The sequence below is a fragment of the Bombilactobacillus folatiphilus genome (genome assembly GCF_023380265.1).
Classification (GTDB): Bacteria; Bacillota; Bacilli; order Lactobacillales; family Lactobacillaceae; genus Bombilactobacillus; species Bombilactobacillus folatiphilus.
Genome location: NZ_CP093366.1, coordinates 657,072 through 677,231, shown reverse-complemented (window position 1 = coordinate 677,231; position 20,160 = coordinate 657,072). Strand labels below are relative to the sequence as shown.

Genomic DNA, 20,160 nt, shown 5'->3' with positions numbered 1-20,160 from the left:
ATTTTGATTGCAGTAACCAAAAATGAAAACTAGCTTCTATCAATTAAACATATTGTAACTGATTTTGATGACTAAATGCTCGATCAATCGTCGCACCACCTAAGCATTCTGGACCATTATAAAAAACGACTTCTTGTCCTGGCGTCACAGCACGTACCGGTTGAGCAAAATCAACGTTCAAGCCCGTAGCTGTTTGTGTAACTGTCACCTCAGTATCTTTTTGACGGTACCGAAACTTAGCCGTACAATGCATTGGTTGATTCAAATCCAATGGCCGAATAAATGACGCATCAGTGGCTGTCAAACTATCAGCATAAAGCAAGGGATTCTCATAACCCTGATCCACATATAAAATATTGTGCTGCAAATCCTTGCCGACAACAAACCATGGTTCATTAGAAGTTCCATTACCACCCAAGCCCAAGCCTGAACGCTGACCAATTGTGTAATACATCAACCCTGCATGTTGTCCTAATTCCTGACCATCGGGTGTCATCATTTTACCGCTTTGAGCTGGCAAAAATTCACTCAAAAATTGCTTAAAATTACGCTCACCAATAAAACAAACCCCCGTTGAGTCTTTCTTCTTAGCTGTAGCCAAACCAGCCCTTTCTGCAATTGCCCGTACCTGCGACTTTTGCAGATGACCAATAGGGAAAAGAGCATTTTGCAATTGATCTTGTGCCACAGTACTTAAAAAATAGGTCTGATCTTTATTAAGATCCGCGCCACGTAACATATGCACCAATCCCGAATCATCACGTTGCAATTGTGCATAATGTCCCATTGCAATATAATCAGCATCTAATTGTAACGCATATTCCAAAAAAGCCTTAAACTTAATTTCTTTATTGCACATGACATCCGGATTAGGTGTCCGGCCCAATTTATATTCAGCCAAAAAATATTCAAAAACTCGATTCCAGTATTCCTTCTCAAAATTCACAGAGTAGTATGGAATCCCAATCTGATTGGCAACTTTTGCAACATCCTCATAATCTTCTGTAGCTGTACAAACACCAGAATCATCGCTATCATCCCAGTTTTTCATAAAAACACCTACGACATCATATCCCTGTTCTTTCAGTAACAATGCCGAAACTGAGGAGTCAACGCCGCCACTCATTCCGACAACTACACGCTTTTTCGTCAATTACATCACCTTTACTTAACTTTCAACTCTTTGTAAAATTGCTCGTTGTACTAAATCATCCATCACGTATTGATATTGACTTAACAGTTCTTGATTATCAGCTAATTTAAATAAATTAACTTTGTGTAAACCACTCTGATCAGTCACACTCAAACTCAAAGATTTTAAATCACTCTTAATCTTAACTTTTAAATTATACGTTGCTACATAAGGCGAAGCACCACTTAATGGGTATTCCCAAGTAAAATTGCCTTGTTTTGATTTAGTAAAACCAACATCTTGCAGCGCATAAACTTTTAACTGTGGATGAACTTGATATTGATGACTATCTCCATCAATGCATGCAAAAATTGACAATACGAACACCCCCTAATTTCTATTGTACGATTTGACTTAAAATGTCAGTAAACTTGAGTATATCACTTTCACTCGTAAATGTGTCAAAACTAATCCGAATAGACTCATTCACACGTTGACTGTCTGCTCCAAAAAGTGCACTCAACACATGTGACGGTTCTAGACTACCTGCTGTACAAGCAGAACCCCCAGAAATAATGACTCCCGCTAAATCTAATTTGATTTGTAATACAGATGTTGACCAACCCTTGATCCACAAATTCAAAATATTGGGTGCACCATCAGCCACTTTGGGCCCATTGACGGCAAATTCAACACCATTATTAGTTAGTTCTTGAATAATTCGTTGTTTGTATGCCATCAAACGCTCTTGATCTTGCCTAATTTTATCTGCATCGTGCAACTCAACAGCTACTTGAAAACCGACAATTGCTGGAACATTTTCAGTACCAGCCCGGCGTTTAGTCTCCTGATCACCACCCTTGATGAAAGGTGGCAAACTCAATCCTGAACGTTCATACATAAAGCCAATCATTTTTGGACCATTTAGTTTATGCGCAGACGTGGTCAATAAATCAACACCCAAATCTTGAACATCTATAGACTGATGACCAAAAGCCTGGACGGCATCTGTATGAAAAATTGCCTGATGTTTTTGCAATATTTGCCCAATTTTTTTAATAGGATTTATTACACCTACTTCATTATTGACCATCATTATTGAAACTAAGATCGTCTCTGGGCGTAAGGCTTTCTTCAAGTCACTCAAATTAATATAGCCCTTTTGATCAACTGGCAAATAAGTGACTTCAAATCCTAACTGCTCTAAATACTGCATTGATTTTAATACTGCTTCATGTTCAATAGCCGTGGTAATAATATGTTTTCCCAAATGTTGCTGTTTTAACGCTGTTTGAATAATCGCCGTATTGTCACCTTCAGAACCACCACTCGTAAACACAATCTCGTTTTCTTGTGCATTAATTTGCTTAGCAATGACCATGCGTGCCTGATCTAACGCCGCACGTGCTTGCCGACCATAAAAATTCGGGGTGGAGGCATTGCCGAAGTTTTTATTTAAAGCCGTGGTCATCGCGGACACAACTTGAGGTGCTACTGGCGTTGTCGCCGCATTATCCAAATAGACATGCTCCATTTTTTCTCAAACTCCTAATTCTTAATTATGATCCATAAAATTCAATAACATCTGAACCGAACGTTCTCCAGCGTCACGCACAAATTCATCAAAAGAAACACTAGCTTGATCATCACCCACATCACTCATTGAGCGAATAATGACAAACGGAATTGAAAACTGAGTTGCAACCTGACCAACTGCTGCCCCTTCCATTTCTACGGTTAACGCATCTGGAAAATCAGCCAAAATTTGTTGTTTTTGTTGCTGACTACCGATAAATTGATCACCCGAAACGATCAAGCCAACTTTACTATCTTGCCCTACAGTATGTCCAGCATCGACAATTTGTTCAACTAACCGATCATCCGCTTTAAAATACAATGGTTGCTGTGGTAATTGACCCTTGGGATAATCAGAAGCAGTGACATCGACGTCATGATAAGCTACTTGCTTAGAAACTACAACGTCACCGACATTTAATCCTTCCCCAATTCCACCCGCTGAACCAGTATTGATCAAAATATCAATTTGATAATTACTACATAATAATGTAGTAACCATTGCGGCCTGAACCTTACCAATCCCACATTGTGCAACGACGACTTGATGATTTTTATAACAACCCAACCACAACTTAATGCCTGCAATTTGTTCGCAAGACACATTATTCAAAGAATTTGTCAATAAGCCCAATTCCTCTTCCATCGGAACAATAACACCAATTTTCATAAAAATAAAATCCTCCTAGACAAAAAACAAAATTAAATAAACCAAAATAATTAAGATAATTACAATCACTAAACAATGGTTCAACCATCTTTTCAAACGTAAAGACTTAGCCTGTGGATCAAAGCGACTGAAAACGTGATGTTCAGTTTCTTTTGCTGGATCAGATGATTTCAACCGACTCATTTCTGATTTTTCTTCAGTTTCCATTATTACTTTTTTCCCTCAAACTGTTGCCAAAACAGTAACGTCCAAATCGTTTTTGCGTCACAAATTAAACCTGATTTAACCTGCTCATTTGCTTGTTCCAAAGTTAACAACTCCGTTGTCACAAACTCATCTTCATCTAAAGGTAATTTATGTTGAACCGGCATGACATCAGAAACTTGAAACAGCGTAATGTATTCATCACTAAAGCCGGGAGTTGAGTAAAAACCCGTCACACGTTGTAAACTTGAACCAGTATAGCCAGTTTCTTCATTTAATTCACGCAAAGCCTCAGCTTGTAAATCCTGACAATTGGGTTCAACTTTGCCAGCAGGAATCTCTAGAGTCAAACATTGCATAGGTTCGCGCCATTGTTTGACCAACAATAATTTATGATCTATAAAAGCAATCACGCCAACTGCTCCATGATGATGAACAATTTCTCTAGTTGAAGTTTGCTTGTTCGGTAATTGTACCGTTTCAACGTCTAAATTTAAAATCTTTCCTGTATAGATCCGTTTGTTTGTTAATTTTTTTTCTACTAAATCCATCTTTCAACCATTCCTTCAAAATTAATGCATCATTTTTTGGCCTCTGCTCATTTATTGTTACACTATCACTAAACAATTAATGGAGGCATATAGATGTCAAATTTTTATACTTACGATTATCTAACACGCCAGCCCAATCGCATGTCTGCAATTATGATTTTCATCAGCGTCATTTTATTGGGTATCATCATCATTAGCCTATTATTATTTCTCAAGCACCGTGATGATGGCAAATATCGTGAATTGACTATCATCACGATCCTCGCTCTACTACTAACTCTGACGATTCAATACGATAATTGGACGCAAGATCGTAATTCCATTAATGGCAATGGTCAAGTCGCCGGTTTAATGAAGCAAGTCGCTCATACAAAAAAGACTAATGTACATCAAATTTACTCTAATTCTACAGCTTTAGAGGATGGAATGTTACTCAAAGTGAAATCTCAAATTTTCAAAGTGCAACTAAATGCGGATAATTCAAGCTTTGAAATCACCAAAGTCCATCTCACTAATCCCCAAATCAATGTTATCAATCATTAGGAGGAACAAATGACTTTTTACTGGCAAACTTTTATTAAATTAATCATGGGTTTTTTTGCAATGATTATTCAAATTAACCTTTTAGGTAAGTCTAATTTAGCACCTAGCAATGTCATCGATCAAATGCAGAACTTTGTTTTAGGCGGCATCATCGGTGGCGTTTTATACAACTCTGATATTACCCTGTTACAATTTTTCATCGTGCTCCTAATTTGGACACTAGTAGTTTTCACCATGAAATTTTTAACAAACCGTAATCATTTTATCAAACATTTCATCGATGGTGAACCCACGATTATTATTTCTGAGGGCAAAATTTTATCGGAACGTACCACCAAAGCTGGAATTTCGGCTCATGACCTAGCCTTTAAATTAAGACAAGCTGGTATAAACGATTTAAATGATATTGATAAAGCCGTTTGGGAACAAAACGGACAAATTAGTTTTACAGTTAAAAAAGATCTCAAATATCAATTTCCCGTTATTATGGACGGTCAGATCGATCAACTAGGCTTAGAGTACACTAATCATGACGAACAATGGGTCATTAATCAAATCAAACAAGCTCACTATGATGTCAATGATATCTACATGGCTATGGTCGATCACGATGGTTTGCGTATTTTTCCTTACGGTTTAAAACATTAAAAACTAAATATAAAAAGGATTCGCGTATGAAGTGCACCCCAAAATTAAGACAATTTTGGGGTGCACATCAGTAACGGATCCCTTTTTAAAACAGATTTAAGATAAAACAGACACATTAACTGCCTGTGGACCTTTAAAGCCTTGAGCAATTTCAAAATTTACTTGCTGACCAGCCTCCAAGCTTTTAAAACCAGTACCCTGAATAGCTGTAAAATACACAAAAACATGTTCTTTTGTATCCTGGGCTATAATTTCACCCAAACCCTTTTTGATATCAAACCAATCAACCGTTCCTGTCATTATTCATCAAATCCTTCCTCAATTACTTCAGGATAATCTTGACGAACAATCGTAGCACAACGTTCACAAAGCATTGGTAATTGTTGATCTAAACCAACATCTTTCTTGGTCATTCGACAACGTTCACAAACTTCACCTTGTGCCGGTTGTACCAAAACTTGAACATCATCATACTCATCACTATCTGCTAAAGGTTGTGAAGCAATGGCGAATTGAGAGACAATCAATAATTGACCAACATTAACATCCAAACGTTCCAAGACTTCTTTTAAATGTTGATCAGGATAAATTGTCACCGCCGCTTCCATAGACTTCCCAATCAGTTTTTGATCTCGAACCCTTTCCAACGACTTCAAAACATTTGCACGAAACTCCATAAATTCTTGCCAATCTGCCAAAACTTGTTCAGCATTCAAAACTGGCTTAATTTCCGGCATTTGCGCTAATTGAACATAATCTTCCGGTTCCTTTAGTTGCTGCCAAACTTGTTCCATCGTATGCGGCAAAATAGGTGTTAACATTTTGGTAATGGCTACTGCTGCGTCATAGATCACTGTCTGCATCTGGCGTCTTGCTAACATATCAACAGATTCAATGTAAACGACATCCTTAGCAAAGTCTAGATAGAAAGTCGACATTTCATTAACCAAAAATTCATTGATTCTTTTCGTCACATTGACAAAATCAAATTGATCATAATCTGTTTGCACATCTTGAATGAGCTCAGACAATTTTACCTTAACATAATTATCTACTGAACTTAAGTTTTGATCAACCACACGATCCGTTTGCGGATCAAAATCAGCAGTATTCGCCAACATAAACCGCAAAGTATTTCTAATCTTACGATAAGCGTCTGAAACTTGTTTAAAAGTGTCTAAAGATACTGGCACATCAGAACTTGTATCGACGGAAGCCACCCATAAGCGAATAATTTCAGCACCAAATTGCTTTTCAATATCACTTGGAACAATCACATTGCCTAACGACTTACTCATCTTACGACCCTGTTTATCCAAGGTAAATCCTTGCGACAAAATCTTGCGATAAGGTGCCTGATGACTAACAGCAACGGACGTAATCAAACTGGAATTAAACCAACCACGATATTGATCGGAACCTTCCAGATACAGATCAGATGGAAAATGTAAATCGGGTCTCGTCGTTAGAACCGCCTGATTACTGGAACCAGAATCAAACCAAACATCCATAATATCAGTTTCTTTAGTAAACTTGCCGTTTGGACTACCAGGATGTGTAAATCCTTCAGGTAACAATTCTTCCGCTGTTTTTTCAAACCAAATATTAGAACCATATTTGCCAAATAAATCAGCAATATGATTAATCGTTTCCTGTGTCATAATCGGTTCACCATTTTCAGCGTAAAAAATTGGTAACGGAACTCCCCAAATACGTTGTCGAGAAATCACCCAATCGCCACGATCACGAATCATATTATATAAACGTGTTTTACCCCAACTAGGTTGAAATTCTACTTTTTGAATTTGCTCTAAAATTTCATCACGAATATTATCAATCGAAGCAAACCATTGTGGCGTTGAACGGAAAATCACTGGTTTTTTCGTCCGCCAATCATGTGGATAACTGTGAACAAAGAAGTCTAATTTCACCATTGTGCCTTTTTCTTCCAACACCTTGGTTACCATTTTATTAGCATCTTCATAAAAGACACCCTCAAAGCCAGGGGCTTCATCAGTCAAACGTCCCTGATTATCGACCGGTGATAAAACTTCCAAATGATATTTCATTCCTACATTAAAGTCATCACTACCTAAACCAGGTGCCGTATGAACCAAACCAGTCCCATCAGTCAATGTGACATGATCACCAAGAATTAGGACGGAATTACGATCATAGAAAGGATGCTTAGCAACTAAATATTCTAAATCTGAACCTTTATATTGCCGTAAAACTGCATATTGATTCCAGCCTAAAGTCTCAGCTAAATAATCAATCCGCTCACTAGCGACTACATATTTTTGACCTGAAGGCAATTTAATCAATGAATACTCAAATCGCGGATTAACTGCAATTGCTTCATTGGCAGGCAAGGTCCACGGAGTCGTCGTCCAAATTAAGAAAGAAGCATCATTATCAATAATACCTTTACCATCTTTCACTGGAAACGCTACATACAATGACGGTGATTTAATATCGTGATATTCGACTTCTGCTTCAGCTAAAGTTGATTCCGATGATGGCGACCAATAAACAGGCTTTTTACCACGATAAATCAAACCACGCTTCACCATCTTACCAAACACCCGAATCTCTTGTTCCTCATATTCTGGTTGCAAAGTAATGTATGGATGATCCCAATCACCACTAACGCCTAAACGTTTAAAATCAGTCCGCTGTTTATTAACTTCTTTCATCGCAAAATCATAGCAAAGTTGTCGGTACTGGGCTGTTGTCATTTCTTTACGATGAACACCTTGCTTAGTCAATTGCTGCTCAATTGGTAAACCATGGGTATCCCAACCTGGCACATAAGGTGCTCGAAAACCAGCCATAGACTTATATCGAACAATAATATCCTTAGTAATTTTATTCATTGCATGTCCCATATGAATATTACCGTTCGCAAACGGTGGCCCGTCATGTAATACAAAAGTTGGCAAGCCTTCGTTCAATTTTTGCCGTCGCTGATAAACTTTATTATCTTCCCAATCTTTTTGCCAAACGGGTTCCATTTTGGGTAAGTTACCACGCATTGGAAAAGCAGTTTTTCCTAAGTTTAAGGTATCTTTGATTCGCATGAATTTCCCCTCCTAAATAAAAAAATTCGTCCCTTATCAGGACGAATTGCTCGCTATACCACCTAAAATAAGTATCTACCAAATAAAATTGCTAGTTAAAGCTGATAAAACCAAACCGAGAGCTCCATCCTGGCTTTCACCGCCCCAAGTTCGCTGTCAAGTTCATGTTTGATTTTTTAATTAATTTATTACTGATTATCAACATTTTGTACATCTTTGTCAACCACTTGTGTTCCTAAATTGGCCGAAACTAGATCATCAGTATCTTGTTCTTCATCCGTACTATTATTTTTAATTTCTGCTGCAAATTGATCTAACTTATCCAAATAATTTTGTGTATCAGCTTGAATACTTTTTGTTAATTGCTGATCATTTTTAGTTAATAAATCCCGCCAAGTATCGGACGTTAATAAACTTTGTTGTTCCGCCATAATGTTTTGTAAATCATCATAATTTTTTTGGATCTGTGTCTGGAGTTCGTTAGCTTTTTGAATCAAGGCTTGTGCTTTACTTTGAGCATCATTGATAATTTGTCGACCTTGATCAATAGCTTGATCAACCATATTTTCCGTATTATGACGAGCTTGAGCCATAACTTCTTGAGCCTGAGCATCAGCGGTCTTTTTCACTTGATCTGCAGCATTTTGTGCCGTAATAATGGATTCATTCACTGTATTTTGCAATTCATTAAAATATGCAATCTGTGCCTTAGCGTCTTTTAATTCATGATCTAATTTATGATTAGTCTTTATCTCATCACTATAATTTTCGATAATCTTATCTAAAAACTGATTAACTTCATTCTTATCGTAGCCTCGTAATTGCGATTTGAATTCTTTGATTTTAATATCATTGGGAGTTAAATCCATTTTTAAGTCTCCTTTTTTCATTAATGTCGATAAACTTGTAAGTATAACTGCCATTTCTGATTCTTATGACCTAACAAATCCACTAATGTTGCCCGACCAAAACCATGTACACTGATAGAATCACCCACGGTAATGATATAGTCACTACGTTTTTCACGTTGCCAATTAACCATAACTTCACCACGATGAATCAATTCCTTAGCTGTTTGTCTACTCAATTGAAAAACTACACTAATCAATTGATCAATTCTCAATGAACTGGTGTTAACAGAAACCATTTGATATTCACTTTTCACCAGAAGCAACTCATGACGATCAATTGGCTGAATACTAACTTTAAAATTACCAATCCGCGTCACTTCTTGTTCTAATAAAGCAGTGCAATGTTTCTGTGCAAAAAACTGCCAGTGACTACCATCAGTAATAATATCACCAAAAGTACCTTCATCTAAACCTAAATGCAATAATTTTCCCATAATTTGATGGTGATGCAACTTAACAAAACGTTCATTAAAGTTAATTTGAAACAATTGAATTTCTAAATCATCACTCGAATATTCAAGATATGGCGGAACAATCAAGAGTCTTTTTCTCTGAGCTTGTGGATATCCACCAGAAAACTTTGCAACAAATTCATCCATATTAGTCAAAAGTTCTTGAGCTAAACGCTGTTCATACGGATTTAAAAAATTACTAACTTGCTTACTATAATTAGTATGCGCGGCACGAATTAAATTTTTTAGTTTAAAAAGCTGATCCGAATTATTTTTCATCAGAATATTTTGTAAACCAATTGTTTAATCAAATCTAATACTAAAAAGGCCCAGACTGGTGAAAAACTGATTCCGAGAATAGGTGGGATAATTCGATCAAAAATGGACAAAAAAGGATTTACCAAATTACCGAGTAATACTCCTAATTTAGACTGGGAAGCTCCAGGAAACCAAGTTAATAACGCCCAGATAATTATTAACCATTCGTAAATATCTATTAAATAAATTAAAGTCACTGGCAATCCAGTTAATACATTAACCACTCAATCATCCTCAACTTAATCGTTAAAATTAATCGCGTTACTGTTAACCTTAAAATTTAATGGTGCATACAAAAAAACTTGCTCATCCACTTGGCTAATATCACCTTTAGTGGCATAAATTGCACCTGACAAAAAATCTGCAATTCGACGCATCTGTTCATCAGTAACATTACGATAATTCACAATCACTGCCCGACTAATCAACAATTCTTTTGCAATTTGTTTTGCATCAGCGTAAGAATGTGGTTCAACGACTTGAATTTTACTCGGCTTTTGAGCTGTATGTGTACTCAATGCCACAACGTTGTCCTTTTGATTATCTACTTCCATCGAAATATCTGGCGGCATGACATCTTCAGAAACATTATTTTCATTATCATCCAAGCCAAAAAAACTTGCTAATTTACCAAAAGCCATTGTTATCCTCCATTATTTGGGATTATGCTTTAAAAAAGGCGGCATTGAATCATCATCATCATTGTCGTTATCATTCAAAACATTAGACTGTTGAAAAATATCAAAATCATTATTATTTGACGAATTTTGCTTTAAAGAATTGGAATTATCGTTACTAATATTCCATGGATCAAATTGTTCTTTTTGACCCTTGATATTTTCCGAGCCAGTCGAATCATTTTTCTCACGTTTATCCTTCGAATCATCATCAATTCCCGTAGCAATTACCGTCACCTTGACTTCATCGCCTAAGCCCTCATTAATTGACGTTCCAAAAATAATATTAACATCTTCAGTGGCTGCACTCGAAACAATTGTTGCTGCTTCTTGCGCTTCAAATAATGATAAATCGGGTCCACCTGTAATATTCAAAAGCACTTGTCTTGCCCCATCAATTGACACCTCTAATAAAGGTGAGGAAATTGCTTTCTTAGTAGCATCTACAATCCGATTTTCGCCATTACCGATGCCAATTCCCATCAGCGCAGAACCTTGATCAGACATCACCGTTTTGACATCGGCAAAATCCAAATTGACAAATCCTGGAGAAGTAATCAAATCAGAAATTCCTTGCACACCTTGTCGCAAAACATCATCAGCGACATGCATGGCTTCGTTCATCGGGGTCTTTTTATCAACAATCTCCAATAAGCGATTGTTAGCAATAATAACTAAAGTATCAACATGTTGCTTTAATTCTTCGATCCCTTTATCCGCAAATTTTGCGCGCTTAGGACCCTCAAATAAGAATGGACGTGTCACTACCCCTACAGTCAAAGCTCCTGAATCTTTTGCAATTCTGGCAATCACTGGAGCCGCTCCAGTACCAGTACCACCGCCCATCCCTGCAGTAATAAAAATCATATCCGATTCTTTCAACAAATCAGATATAACATCTTCACTCTCTTCAGCAGCCTTTTGACCAACCTCAGGATCTGAGCCAGCACCCAAACCACGTGTCAACTTAGGTCCTAATTGCAGGCGCGTATTGGCTTTTGAAAGATCCAACGCCTGCATATCAGTATTGGCGGCAATAAAATCAACACCCTTGATCTCTTCTTCAACCATTCGATTAACAGCATTACCGCCGGCACCACCAACACCAATCACTTTAATGGTGGCGGAATTTTTTTCTTGTTTATCTATTGAACTATCCATTTTAACAACTTTCCTCCTGATCTGATTCAGTACTTCTAATCAAAGAAACGACTCCAAAAATTTTTAATTTTTTCACCAGTTGAAATCGATTTTGGTGGTTTTTCTTTCCCAGAATTTTCTGTCCGCGGTGAAGAATCAGATCGACTGGAACTTGTCACCCTTGTTTTTTTAGATACTGGTTCATGTACTACATCATATGCAATCAAATCTAAATCATTCAAATCTTTTGTATACAAAACTAACCCCAAGCCCTCCGCAAACGAAGGGTGACGTAATCCCATTTGCTCGGGAATAAATGTCTTAGTTTTTACTTGCAATACCTGCTGCGCCAATGCCTTAATGCCGCTCATTTCTGCCAAGCCACCAGTTAAAATCACACCACCTGGTAAATCTTGAGCCTTGATATGATCTAAACTACGCTTTAAACGTTCAAAAATTTGCTGCAAACGTGCCGAAATAATTGAAGCCAAATACTCGCCAGAAATATTTTGATTTTGTTCTTGACCAACAACTTCTACAGGAATCGTTTCCCCAGACAAACTATGTTGAACATCCGCATTACCATAATAATGTTTCAACTTCTCAGCATTATCTAAAGTCGTATTCAGAACTACAGAAATATCATGCGCGACTAAATTGCCACCTTCAGGGTCAATAGCAGTAAATTTCAGTTTATTATCATGAATCACCGAAGCTGAGGTTTGACCCCCCCCCAAGTCAATCACTACGGTACCAAAATCTCGTTCACCTTTATTCAAAGCAACTTTAGCCAAAGCTAACGGCGCTAAAATTTCATGTATCAAATTCAATCCTGCACGCTGAACAACACGTTTTACATTGTGCAAAATAGATTTTGGTAAAGCATATAAAACACCATTAAATTCTAAACGATTACCAATCATCCCTCTCGGATCATTGACATTGGTAAAACCATCAACACTAAAACTACTTGGTAATAGTGTTACAAATTCCAACTCAGGCGGTAAAGTTTGCACAACAGAAGCGCTCATCACTTCTTGAACGTCATCGTTATTAATTTCTTTAGATTGACCATTTAAAGCAACCATGGCGTGAGCCTTAAAAATTTGCAAACCACTAGCAGGAAGACCAACAACCACATCTTTAATATCTGTATTAGATTGTGATGATGCTTTTTTGATTGCTTCACTAATCGCTGTCGCTGCTTGATCAATATCAACGATAACACCACGATCCATTCCTTGAGAATGTGCGCTGCCAATACCAATGATATTTGCTTGAGAGTTTTGAATATTGGCCACAACCACTTTCATTGCAGTTGTACCGATATCCAAGCTGACAATGATTCGTGAATCATCCATATTATTATGAACCTCCCACAATATTCCAACTTATAATTTAAAAACCTATCACAGTAAATAATACCAAAATTCTAATAACTAATCCAGCTCAGAACCCTTACCCTTAACCGATTGCAGGTATGCTCCAATTTCCAAATTAATAACTCCTTTTTTAGACATTGTCTTAACAATGGCTGGATAATATTTCAGTTTGGACTCCAATGTCCGAATATCGCCTATAATTAAATTACCATCGTTCATATATAGTTCAACACGATAAGGATACTTTAGAGAATTTTTGGAGCCATGAATTTCTGAAATATCACTTTTTAAAGTATGCGGACATTTAACATATAACTCAACTGTCTTAGCTAATGTCACTTTATGATTCAAGTTTTGATAAATTGGAAAATTACCAATCGGTTGCTTCAACTTAGAATTGATAATTTTTTTATTTTCCAAAATCCGATAATAGCCATGATTGCGAACAACAAAACCTACCGTTCGATATTCTTTAACCTTAAAATGCAGTGTATTAAAATTCGTATAATAATAATTGATATCCTTTATCAAAGGAACTTGTCGTTTCACTTGCTGATTAATTCTTTTACGAATCAACAAAGTCTGCAACACAAGCGAATTATTATCAATTTTGGACGCATCAATAATTTGTTGTGCTCCCAAATAATTAACACCGGTCACATTAATTGTCCGGACATGCCCTAAAGGCGAAAACAAATAACCTATAAACAAAATACCCAACATCAACATTAATAAAAACAAATTTTTAAAAGAAAATTTACGTAAAATATTCTTAAAGCGCATCCATCGCGTCGGTCTTTGATGATTTCTAGAGTATTGATTTTGAAATTTTAACATGGTTTGTTGCTTAGAATTTTTCATAGTTTTACTTATTATTTTGAATTAAATCTAAGAGTACTTGAATTAAACGATCGCTAGCGTCATCAACACCTAACTGCCTAGCATTATCCGACAATTCTTGCAACAAATGAGAATCACCCATAACTTGAGAAACCGTCTGTACCAATGTTTGCGCTGTTAATTGTGTTTCAGGTATCATCAAAGCTGCTTTTTGGTCAACCAATGCTTGGGCGTTTTTTGTTTGATGATCATGTGTAACATATGGACTAGGAATAAAAATAGCAGGAATTCCCAAAGATGTTAATTCAGCAATCGAAGTAGCACCACTGCGCCCAACAATCAATGTTAAATCAGGTAAAACTGATGGCATATCGTCAATATAAGGTACAACTTTAATGCGGTCAGATAATGGTTGAGTTAACTGTTTTTGAACAGCCGCAAAGTGAGCTTGACCAGTAACAAATAACAATTGATAATTCATTTGACTAAACGAAGGCAAACTATCAATAACAGCTTGGTTAATCGGTTTAGCACCACGACTGCCACCAAAAATCATAATAGTTTTTTCTTGTGGATCCAAACCAAAATCTCTTAATCTTTCATTCGGTTTTAGAGCATTGACCTCTTGTGCACGTGGATTTCCTGTAAACACTAATTTATTTTTTTCACTAAATTGCGTAGTTACATTCTCAAATGCGTATGCAATTTTATCAACAAAATGACCTAAAAATTTATTAGTTAGCCCTGCAATAGAATTTTGTTCATGAATTAAGGTTGGTACTTTCTTAAAATGAGCTGCCGTAACAATAGCGCTACAAACATAGCCACCAGTACCAACCACAACATCCGGCCGAAAATCCGTAATAATTTTCTTAGCTTGATGAATACTTTGAACAAATAATTTGACCGTTTCTACATTATGCCATGACAATTTGCGCTGAAAACCTTGCAACTTCAATGCTTTAAACGGAATTTGCTCTTGTTTGATAATCTTTTGTTCCAAACCTGTCTGCGTTCCAACATAAAGAACTTCTTCAATTAAACGGCGTTGCTGTAAGCGTTTAATCAAAGCTAATGCTGGATAAATATGTCCACCAGTGCCACCACCGGATACAATTATTCTCATTTTTTCTTCCTATTTTAGTTTTTCAATATCTTCAATAAAACGATCGCCACGTTCTTCAAAAGTTTTAAACTGATCCCAACTAGCAGCTGCTGGTGACAAGAGCAAGACATCACCTTCATTGGTAAATTGGTACGCTTGCTCAACTGCATCATCCAATCGGTCAACCAAAGCAATTGTTTTAATTTCAGCTTTTTTAGCAGCTGTTTGCATCAAAAATTTAGTTTCACCATATAAAACGATTGCTTTGACCCTTTTTAAGGGTTCCACCAATTCATCAAAATTAAAACCTCGATCTAATCCCCCAGCTATCAAGACAATCGGTTGCTCAAATGACTGCAATGCAACAATTGTAGCTTCAATATTAGTTGCTTTGGAATCGTTATATACTCTGCGCCCATGGATCTCCTGAACAAATTGAATTCGATGTTTGACACCTTGAAACGTTGTTAAAACTTTTTTGATGGTTTCATTAGATTTACCTAATAATTTTGCCACGGCAATAGCTGCTAGACAATTTTCTAGATTATGCTGTCCCGGCAGCACAATTTCTGATACATCAATTATCGGCTCGCCCCGAAAATATAAGGTGTTACCATCTTGATAAGCACCGGCTGTACTTTTCTTTAATCTTGAAAAAGGAACAACTTGTGCTTGGGTTTGTCGGCTTAATTCCCGCCATTCCAGCTTATCAAAGTTAACCACAAAATAGTCTGTCACTGCTTGATTAGCCGTAATTTTCATTTTAGCTTTCACATAATTAGCTCGTGTTTTATGATAATCCAGATGAGCTTCATAAATATTCGTTAGCACAGCAATTTTAGGTCGCAATTTTGTAGTTCCTAAAAGTTGAAAACTGGAAAGTTCCACAACGACATCATCGTCAGCGGTAGCCTCTTGTACTACTTTAGAAACCGGAATCCCAATATTTCCAGCTTTATAAGCATGACCCTTGGCACGATCTTGATCTAAGATAAGTCGAATCAAGGTCGTAGTGGTCGTTTTGCCATTCGTTCCTGTCACACCAATAAAAGGCGCTTGTGAAACTTCATAAGCCAATTCAGGCTCCGTAATAATAGGGATTTGCCTTTCAAGTGCTACTTGAATTAGCGGATTTTCATAATTAATTCCAGGATTCTTGACAATCAGATCAAATCCTTGATTCAAGATTTCAATTGAATTATTGCCAGTAATCACGTTCAAACCTAAATTCCGCAATTGAGTAGCTTCTGAACTATTTTGTTGATCATTGGCTGTCACTTCAGCACCTAACTTCGTCAACAAAATAGCCGCATTAAAGCCACTTTTTGCCAAACCCAAAACCAAAACCTTTTTACCAACATAGCTTTTTAATTGCTTCATGATTAATCTTTACCCCACAAAAATTAAAATATAACTAAGTGCCGCAATTAACCCCACTGTCCAAAAAACACCAACAACTTTCCACTCAGACCAACCTAACATTTCAAAGTGATGGTGAATCGGTGACATTTTGAATACCCGATGACCAGTAGTTTTAAAAACAGCCACCTGAATAATGACACTTAACGTTTCTACAACAAAAACAATGCCAATCCACAATAAAGACCATGGACAATCTAAAACCAAAGAAATGGCCGCTAAACCAGCTCCTAAAGCTAAAGATCCTACATCCCCCATAAAAATCTTAGCAGGTTTATGATTGAAAAGAAAAAAACCTACCATTGCCCCAACTACACTTAAACACACCAATAAAATATCATCATTTTGCTGCTGATAGGCAATATAAGCATAAGTCAGATAAGCAATAATACTTAATCCTGTTACCAAACCATCCAAACCATCTGTTAAATTAACAGCATTCGAAAAACCAACCAACCACAGAAGTATAAAAATGACATACAAAACAGGTGAATGGAAAATATACCCAAAAAATTGCAAATCAATTGGAAAATGATAGTGAAAATACAATACACAAAAGATGATCGCAAAAATAACCTGTAATGATGATTTTTGCCATGCTAATAAACCTAAATTACGATGATTTTTGAGTTTAATAAAATCATCCAAAAAACCAATAATTCCAAATAAAAGCAACATCAAATTGACAAGCATCAAAGAATTAGAAAATAACTCTTGCCATGAAGCTACCCACAGACTGGACAATACAATGGCCACCAAAAAAATGATGCCCGCCATTGTCGGCGTACCATTTTTATATTCCTGCCAACTAGGACCATCTGCTCTAATCTGCTGTCCTTCTTGATTAGCCACCATTAGTTTAATAAATAACGGCATTAATACTACAACAATGATAAAACTAATAATGACGGGAACAATCATCTTCCCAATATTCATACCAAAATCCTCACTTTAATTTTGTTTCAAAGAGACTACTACTTCCTTAACATTGTTCAAAACTGATTGTGGAGCAACGCTTTGTTTATATGCATACCCATGACCTTTTAGTACAATCTTTTTCCCCGTAATTTCAGCTAATTTCAACAAATCGTTTTTAGACCAGCCCCGTACATCTGGCATTGTCATAGCGCCGTCAGTTAGTAAAATAACTCGTTGATTTTGAACAACAGGCGTTTTAGCACTAGGTAATTGCTGAACAACCTTTGAACCTGTCCCGACAACCCCTGCTGTCAAATGCTGTTTATTTAAAGTTTGCCGTACTGAAGCCAAAGACTGATTAGTCAATTCTGGCATTGAAATTGAAGTGTCACTTGTCTCAACATTCTCTATTTTACCCGTTCCCAGCAAACGTTGCATCATCGGATTGAAAATTTCTGCTAACATTTGTTCAGGTGCCTTCGTCATCACTTGTGGCTTTTTCATTGTAATATAAACTAAATATTTCGGATTACTAGCTGGCGCTAAGCCCGCCACAGAATAGACATAGTCATTACTACCAGTTAAATATCCACCCTTAGAGCTAGAAATTTGTGCTGTCCCAGTTTTTACCGCCACATCTTGTCCAGGAATTTTGTACATAGAACCCGTACCATAATCTTTTCGTACAACATCACGCATAGCATCCAAAACTTGTTGCGTCGTTTTGTCAGAAACAGGTTGTCCAACTTCTTTAGGCATAATTTTTTTAATTTTACCAGTATTAGGATTTTCAATTTGACTAACTAATTGGGGCTGCATTAATTTGCCATGATTACCGATTGCCCCCAACGCTTGCACCATTTGTAGCGCTGTCACTGAGACACTTTGACCAAAAGATGTAATTGCCTGATCAGAAGCATGCTGAAAATTAATTGAACCTGCTACCTCACCTGGTAAAGTTATATTCGTCAATTTACCAATCTTAAATTTTTTCATGTATTTGAGCCAAGTACTAGCACCCATCTGCTGTTCTAAATTGACCATTCCCACGTTACTGGAGCGCGGAAAGGCCTGATTAAACGGAATTTCACCCCAACCGTTAGTATTCCAATCATGAATTGTTCGGTCACCAATCGTGATAGCCCCCGAATGATAATATTGATTTGGATTATAATTTCCTGAATTAATTGAGGCCGCCAACGTTAAAACTTTAAACACTGATCCCGGTTCGTAAGTATCTTGTAAATTCAGATCTTGCCAAGAATTCATAATATTTTCCTTAGTATCAGGATTAAATGTAGGCCGCTGTGAAATGGCAATGATATGCCCATTTTTGGGCGTTGTCACAATTGCTTGCATTGATTGTGGATGATATTTTGTATAAACATCATCTAACAATTGTTCCAAATAATGCTGATAATTTAAATCTAAAGTTGTATAGACATTTGAACCTTGCACCGGAAGTTTAGTTTTTTTGTGCGTTTTAGGTAAAGTGTAACCCTCTGGATCTGTATAATTAATCTCGTAACCATTTTTTCCTTCTAAAACCTTATTGTAGTAACTTTCTAACCCCATTACACCTTGACTAGATTTTTTCTTTTTCGTAGTCGACTCCGAAATTTGTGCCAAACCAATGGTATTAGACGCAAAATTGCCATTAGGATATGAACGATTGGGAACTGCTTGAAAATAAATCCCCTGCAAATGCTTTTTTTGGATCGCTTTTTTCATACCAAAACTAATATTTTGACCAGCGGTCCCAAATTCCACCTGAAAAGTTGTTTTCTCTTTCGGATTCAAAATCTCATAAATTTCCTTGGCATTCATTGGAATATAGCGACTCAATGTTTGAGCTGTCTTTTTTTTGTCATGAACATACAAAGGCTTGCCCACAGTACTATGATAAGTCGGATCAATCACAGCATAAAGTTCATAAGATTGATCACTATAAGCAATTTTAGTACCGTCATTCGCAAAAATACTACCGCGCAAGGCCGACAATGTTTTTTTATGTCGATACTTTTGTTCCGTTCTTTTGGACAAATCAACACTACCTACATGCCCACTAATCGTAATATACGTAAAACGAAAAATACATATTATAAAAAATAAGGCAATTATGATTAAAAAGAATCTACCGATAATTCTTCGATCACGTCTTGCCTTGTTTATAATTCTTTTATCTTCTGCCTTATGATTACTCATTTTGAAATATTCCTAACATTGTTAGTCTGTAATTTCAAACCGTGCTTTTGGGCTATTTTTAAAAGTCGTCCCGAATTGCTCAATTCAATAATTTCTTGATGGAGATTATTATTATCATTCGTTACTTTTTGTGTCTGAGCAGCCGCATCTTGGATTTGTCGTTGCTGTATAGATGTTTGCGTTCGCAAATCAATTAAGACAAACATTGTCACTGCTAAAACAACTCCAATTAACAATGATAACAATTTCTCAAAGCCTGAAAACGGGACACTTTTTGTATTTAATGCAACTGCATTTTGAACATGATTAACTGGCTTTCGTTGAGCAGAATATTCAGATTGTTCTTGAAGATTAGACGAAATTTTTCGAACTGTGCTTTGCTCCATTAAA

General features: G+C 36.6%; 22 protein-coding genes. 2 read left to right on the top strand and 20 right to left on the bottom strand.

The genetic code is table 11. From position 1 onward, the window contains the following. Window positions 1–43 precede the first annotated feature (43 nt). From mnmA to MOO45_RS03475, 6 genes are read right to left on the bottom strand one after another with little or no spacing between them, the layout of a single operon-like run. Window positions 44–1,126, bottom strand: a complete 1,083-nt coding sequence (gene mnmA, locus MOO45_RS03500; protein ID WP_249515149.1) for a tRNA 2-thiouridine(34) synthase MnmA — start codon at window positions 1,124–1,126, stop codon at window positions 44–46. 42 nt (window positions 1,127–1,168) lie between these two features. After that, entirely contained in the window at window positions 1,169–1,510 is a 342-nt protein-coding gene (locus MOO45_RS03495) for a DUF1831 domain-containing protein (RefSeq protein WP_249514996.1), read from the bottom strand. Between the two features lie 19 nt (window positions 1,511–1,529). After that, window positions 1,530–2,666: a cysteine desulfurase family protein gene (locus MOO45_RS03490; RefSeq protein WP_249514995.1), complete on the bottom strand. Its 1,137-nt coding sequence runs from the start codon at window positions 2,664–2,666 to the stop codon at window positions 1,530–1,532. Window positions 2,667–2,687: 21 nt separating this feature from the next. Continuing rightward, the gene (locus MOO45_RS03485) at window positions 2,688–3,377 is read right to left on the bottom strand and encodes a 5'-methylthioadenosine/adenosylhomocysteine nucleosidase (protein ID WP_249514994.1); all 690 of its coding nucleotides are present in this window, start codon (window positions 3,375–3,377) and stop codon (window positions 2,688–2,690) included. Between the two features lie 15 nt (window positions 3,378–3,392). Next, window positions 3,393–3,584, bottom strand: a complete 192-nt coding sequence (locus tag MOO45_RS03480) for a hypothetical protein (RefSeq protein ID WP_249514993.1) — start codon at window positions 3,582–3,584, stop codon at window positions 3,393–3,395. 2 nt (window positions 3,585–3,586) lie between these two features. Next, window positions 3,587–4,132 (bottom strand): NUDIX hydrolase, encoded by a 546-nt coding sequence (locus tag MOO45_RS03475; RefSeq protein ID WP_249514992.1) that lies wholly within the window; start codon window positions 4,130–4,132, stop codon window positions 3,587–3,589. Between the two features lie 93 nt (window positions 4,133–4,225). Here MOO45_RS03475 and MOO45_RS03470 point away from each other — a divergent pair, with 93 nt between their 5' ends. After that, entirely contained in the window at window positions 4,226–4,675 is a 450-nt protein-coding gene (locus MOO45_RS03470) for a DUF3290 family protein (RefSeq protein ID WP_249514991.1), read from the top strand. Window positions 4,676–4,684: 9 nt separating this feature from the next. Beyond that, entirely contained in the window at window positions 4,685–5,323 is a 639-nt protein-coding gene (locus MOO45_RS03465; protein ID WP_249514990.1) for a DUF421 domain-containing protein, read from the top strand. 96 nt (window positions 5,324–5,419) lie between these two features. Here MOO45_RS03465 and MOO45_RS03460 read toward each other — a convergent pair whose 3' ends face one another. From MOO45_RS03460 to ftsL, 14 genes are all read right to left on the bottom strand, one after another. Continuing rightward, window positions 5,420–5,623, bottom strand: a complete 204-nt coding sequence (locus MOO45_RS03460; RefSeq protein WP_396022416.1) for a cold shock domain-containing protein — start codon at window positions 5,621–5,623, stop codon at window positions 5,420–5,422. Beyond that, on the bottom strand, window positions 5,623–8,403 hold the full coding sequence (gene ileS / locus MOO45_RS03455) for an isoleucine--tRNA ligase (RefSeq protein ID WP_249514989.1): 2,781 nt from the start codon (window positions 8,401–8,403) through the stop codon (window positions 5,623–5,625). Before ileS ends, MOO45_RS03460 begins: the two co-directional genes overlap by 1 nt. Before the next feature lie 188 nt (window positions 8,404–8,591). Next, a complete protein-coding gene (locus tag MOO45_RS03450; protein ID WP_249514988.1) occupies window positions 8,592–9,272 on the bottom strand; it encodes a DivIVA domain-containing protein in 681 nt (226 codons plus the stop codon). 20 nt (window positions 9,273–9,292) lie between these two features. Next, window positions 9,293–10,045, bottom strand: a complete 753-nt coding sequence (locus MOO45_RS03445) for a YlmH family RNA-binding protein (protein WP_249514987.1) — start codon at window positions 10,043–10,045, stop codon at window positions 9,293–9,295. Then, window positions 10,045–10,281 (bottom strand): YggT family protein, encoded by a 237-nt coding sequence (locus tag MOO45_RS03440; RefSeq protein ID WP_249515147.1) that lies wholly within the window; start codon window positions 10,279–10,281, stop codon window positions 10,045–10,047. The genes MOO45_RS03445 and MOO45_RS03440 overlap by 1 nt, the downstream gene beginning before the upstream one ends. Before the next feature lie 42 nt (window positions 10,282–10,323). Then, entirely contained in the window at window positions 10,324–10,725 is a 402-nt protein-coding gene (locus MOO45_RS03435; RefSeq protein ID WP_249514986.1) for a cell division protein SepF, read from the bottom strand. Window positions 10,726–10,737: 12 nt separating this feature from the next. After that, entirely contained in the window at window positions 10,738–11,922 is a 1,185-nt protein-coding gene (ftsZ, locus tag MOO45_RS03430; protein ID WP_249514985.1) for a cell division protein FtsZ, read from the bottom strand. A gap of 35 nt (window positions 11,923–11,957) precedes the next feature. Next, entirely contained in the window at window positions 11,958–13,262 is a 1,305-nt protein-coding gene (gene ftsA, locus MOO45_RS03425; protein WP_249514984.1) for a cell division protein FtsA, read from the bottom strand. A 78-nt stretch (window positions 13,263–13,340) separates the two neighbouring features. Continuing rightward, window positions 13,341–14,144, bottom strand: coding sequence for a cell division protein FtsQ/DivIB (locus MOO45_RS03420; RefSeq protein ID WP_249514983.1), 804 nt, complete (start codon window positions 14,142–14,144; stop codon window positions 13,341–13,343). 4 nt (window positions 14,145–14,148) lie between these two features. Then, entirely contained in the window at window positions 14,149–15,249 is a 1,101-nt protein-coding gene (murG, locus tag MOO45_RS03415) for an undecaprenyldiphospho-muramoylpentapeptide beta-N-acetylglucosaminyltransferase (protein WP_249514982.1), read from the bottom strand. 9 nt (window positions 15,250–15,258) lie between these two features. Then, window positions 15,259–16,608: a UDP-N-acetylmuramoyl-L-alanine--D-glutamate ligase gene (gene murD / locus MOO45_RS03410; protein ID WP_249514981.1), complete on the bottom strand. Its 1,350-nt coding sequence runs from the start codon at window positions 16,606–16,608 to the stop codon at window positions 15,259–15,261. 9 nt (window positions 16,609–16,617) lie between these two features. Then, window positions 16,618–17,583, bottom strand: a complete 966-nt coding sequence (gene mraY / locus MOO45_RS03405) for a phospho-N-acetylmuramoyl-pentapeptide-transferase (protein ID WP_249514980.1) — start codon at window positions 17,581–17,583, stop codon at window positions 16,618–16,620. A 15-nt stretch (window positions 17,584–17,598) separates the two neighbouring features. Then, on the bottom strand, window positions 17,599–19,770 hold the full coding sequence (locus tag MOO45_RS03400; RefSeq protein ID WP_249514979.1) for a penicillin-binding protein: 2,172 nt from the start codon (window positions 19,768–19,770) through the stop codon (window positions 17,599–17,601). Next, entirely contained in the window at window positions 19,767–20,156 is a 390-nt protein-coding gene (gene ftsL, locus MOO45_RS03395; protein WP_249514978.1) for a cell division protein FtsL, read from the bottom strand. Before ftsL ends, MOO45_RS03400 begins: the two co-directional genes overlap by 4 nt. Window positions 20,157–20,160 lie beyond the last annotated feature (4 nt).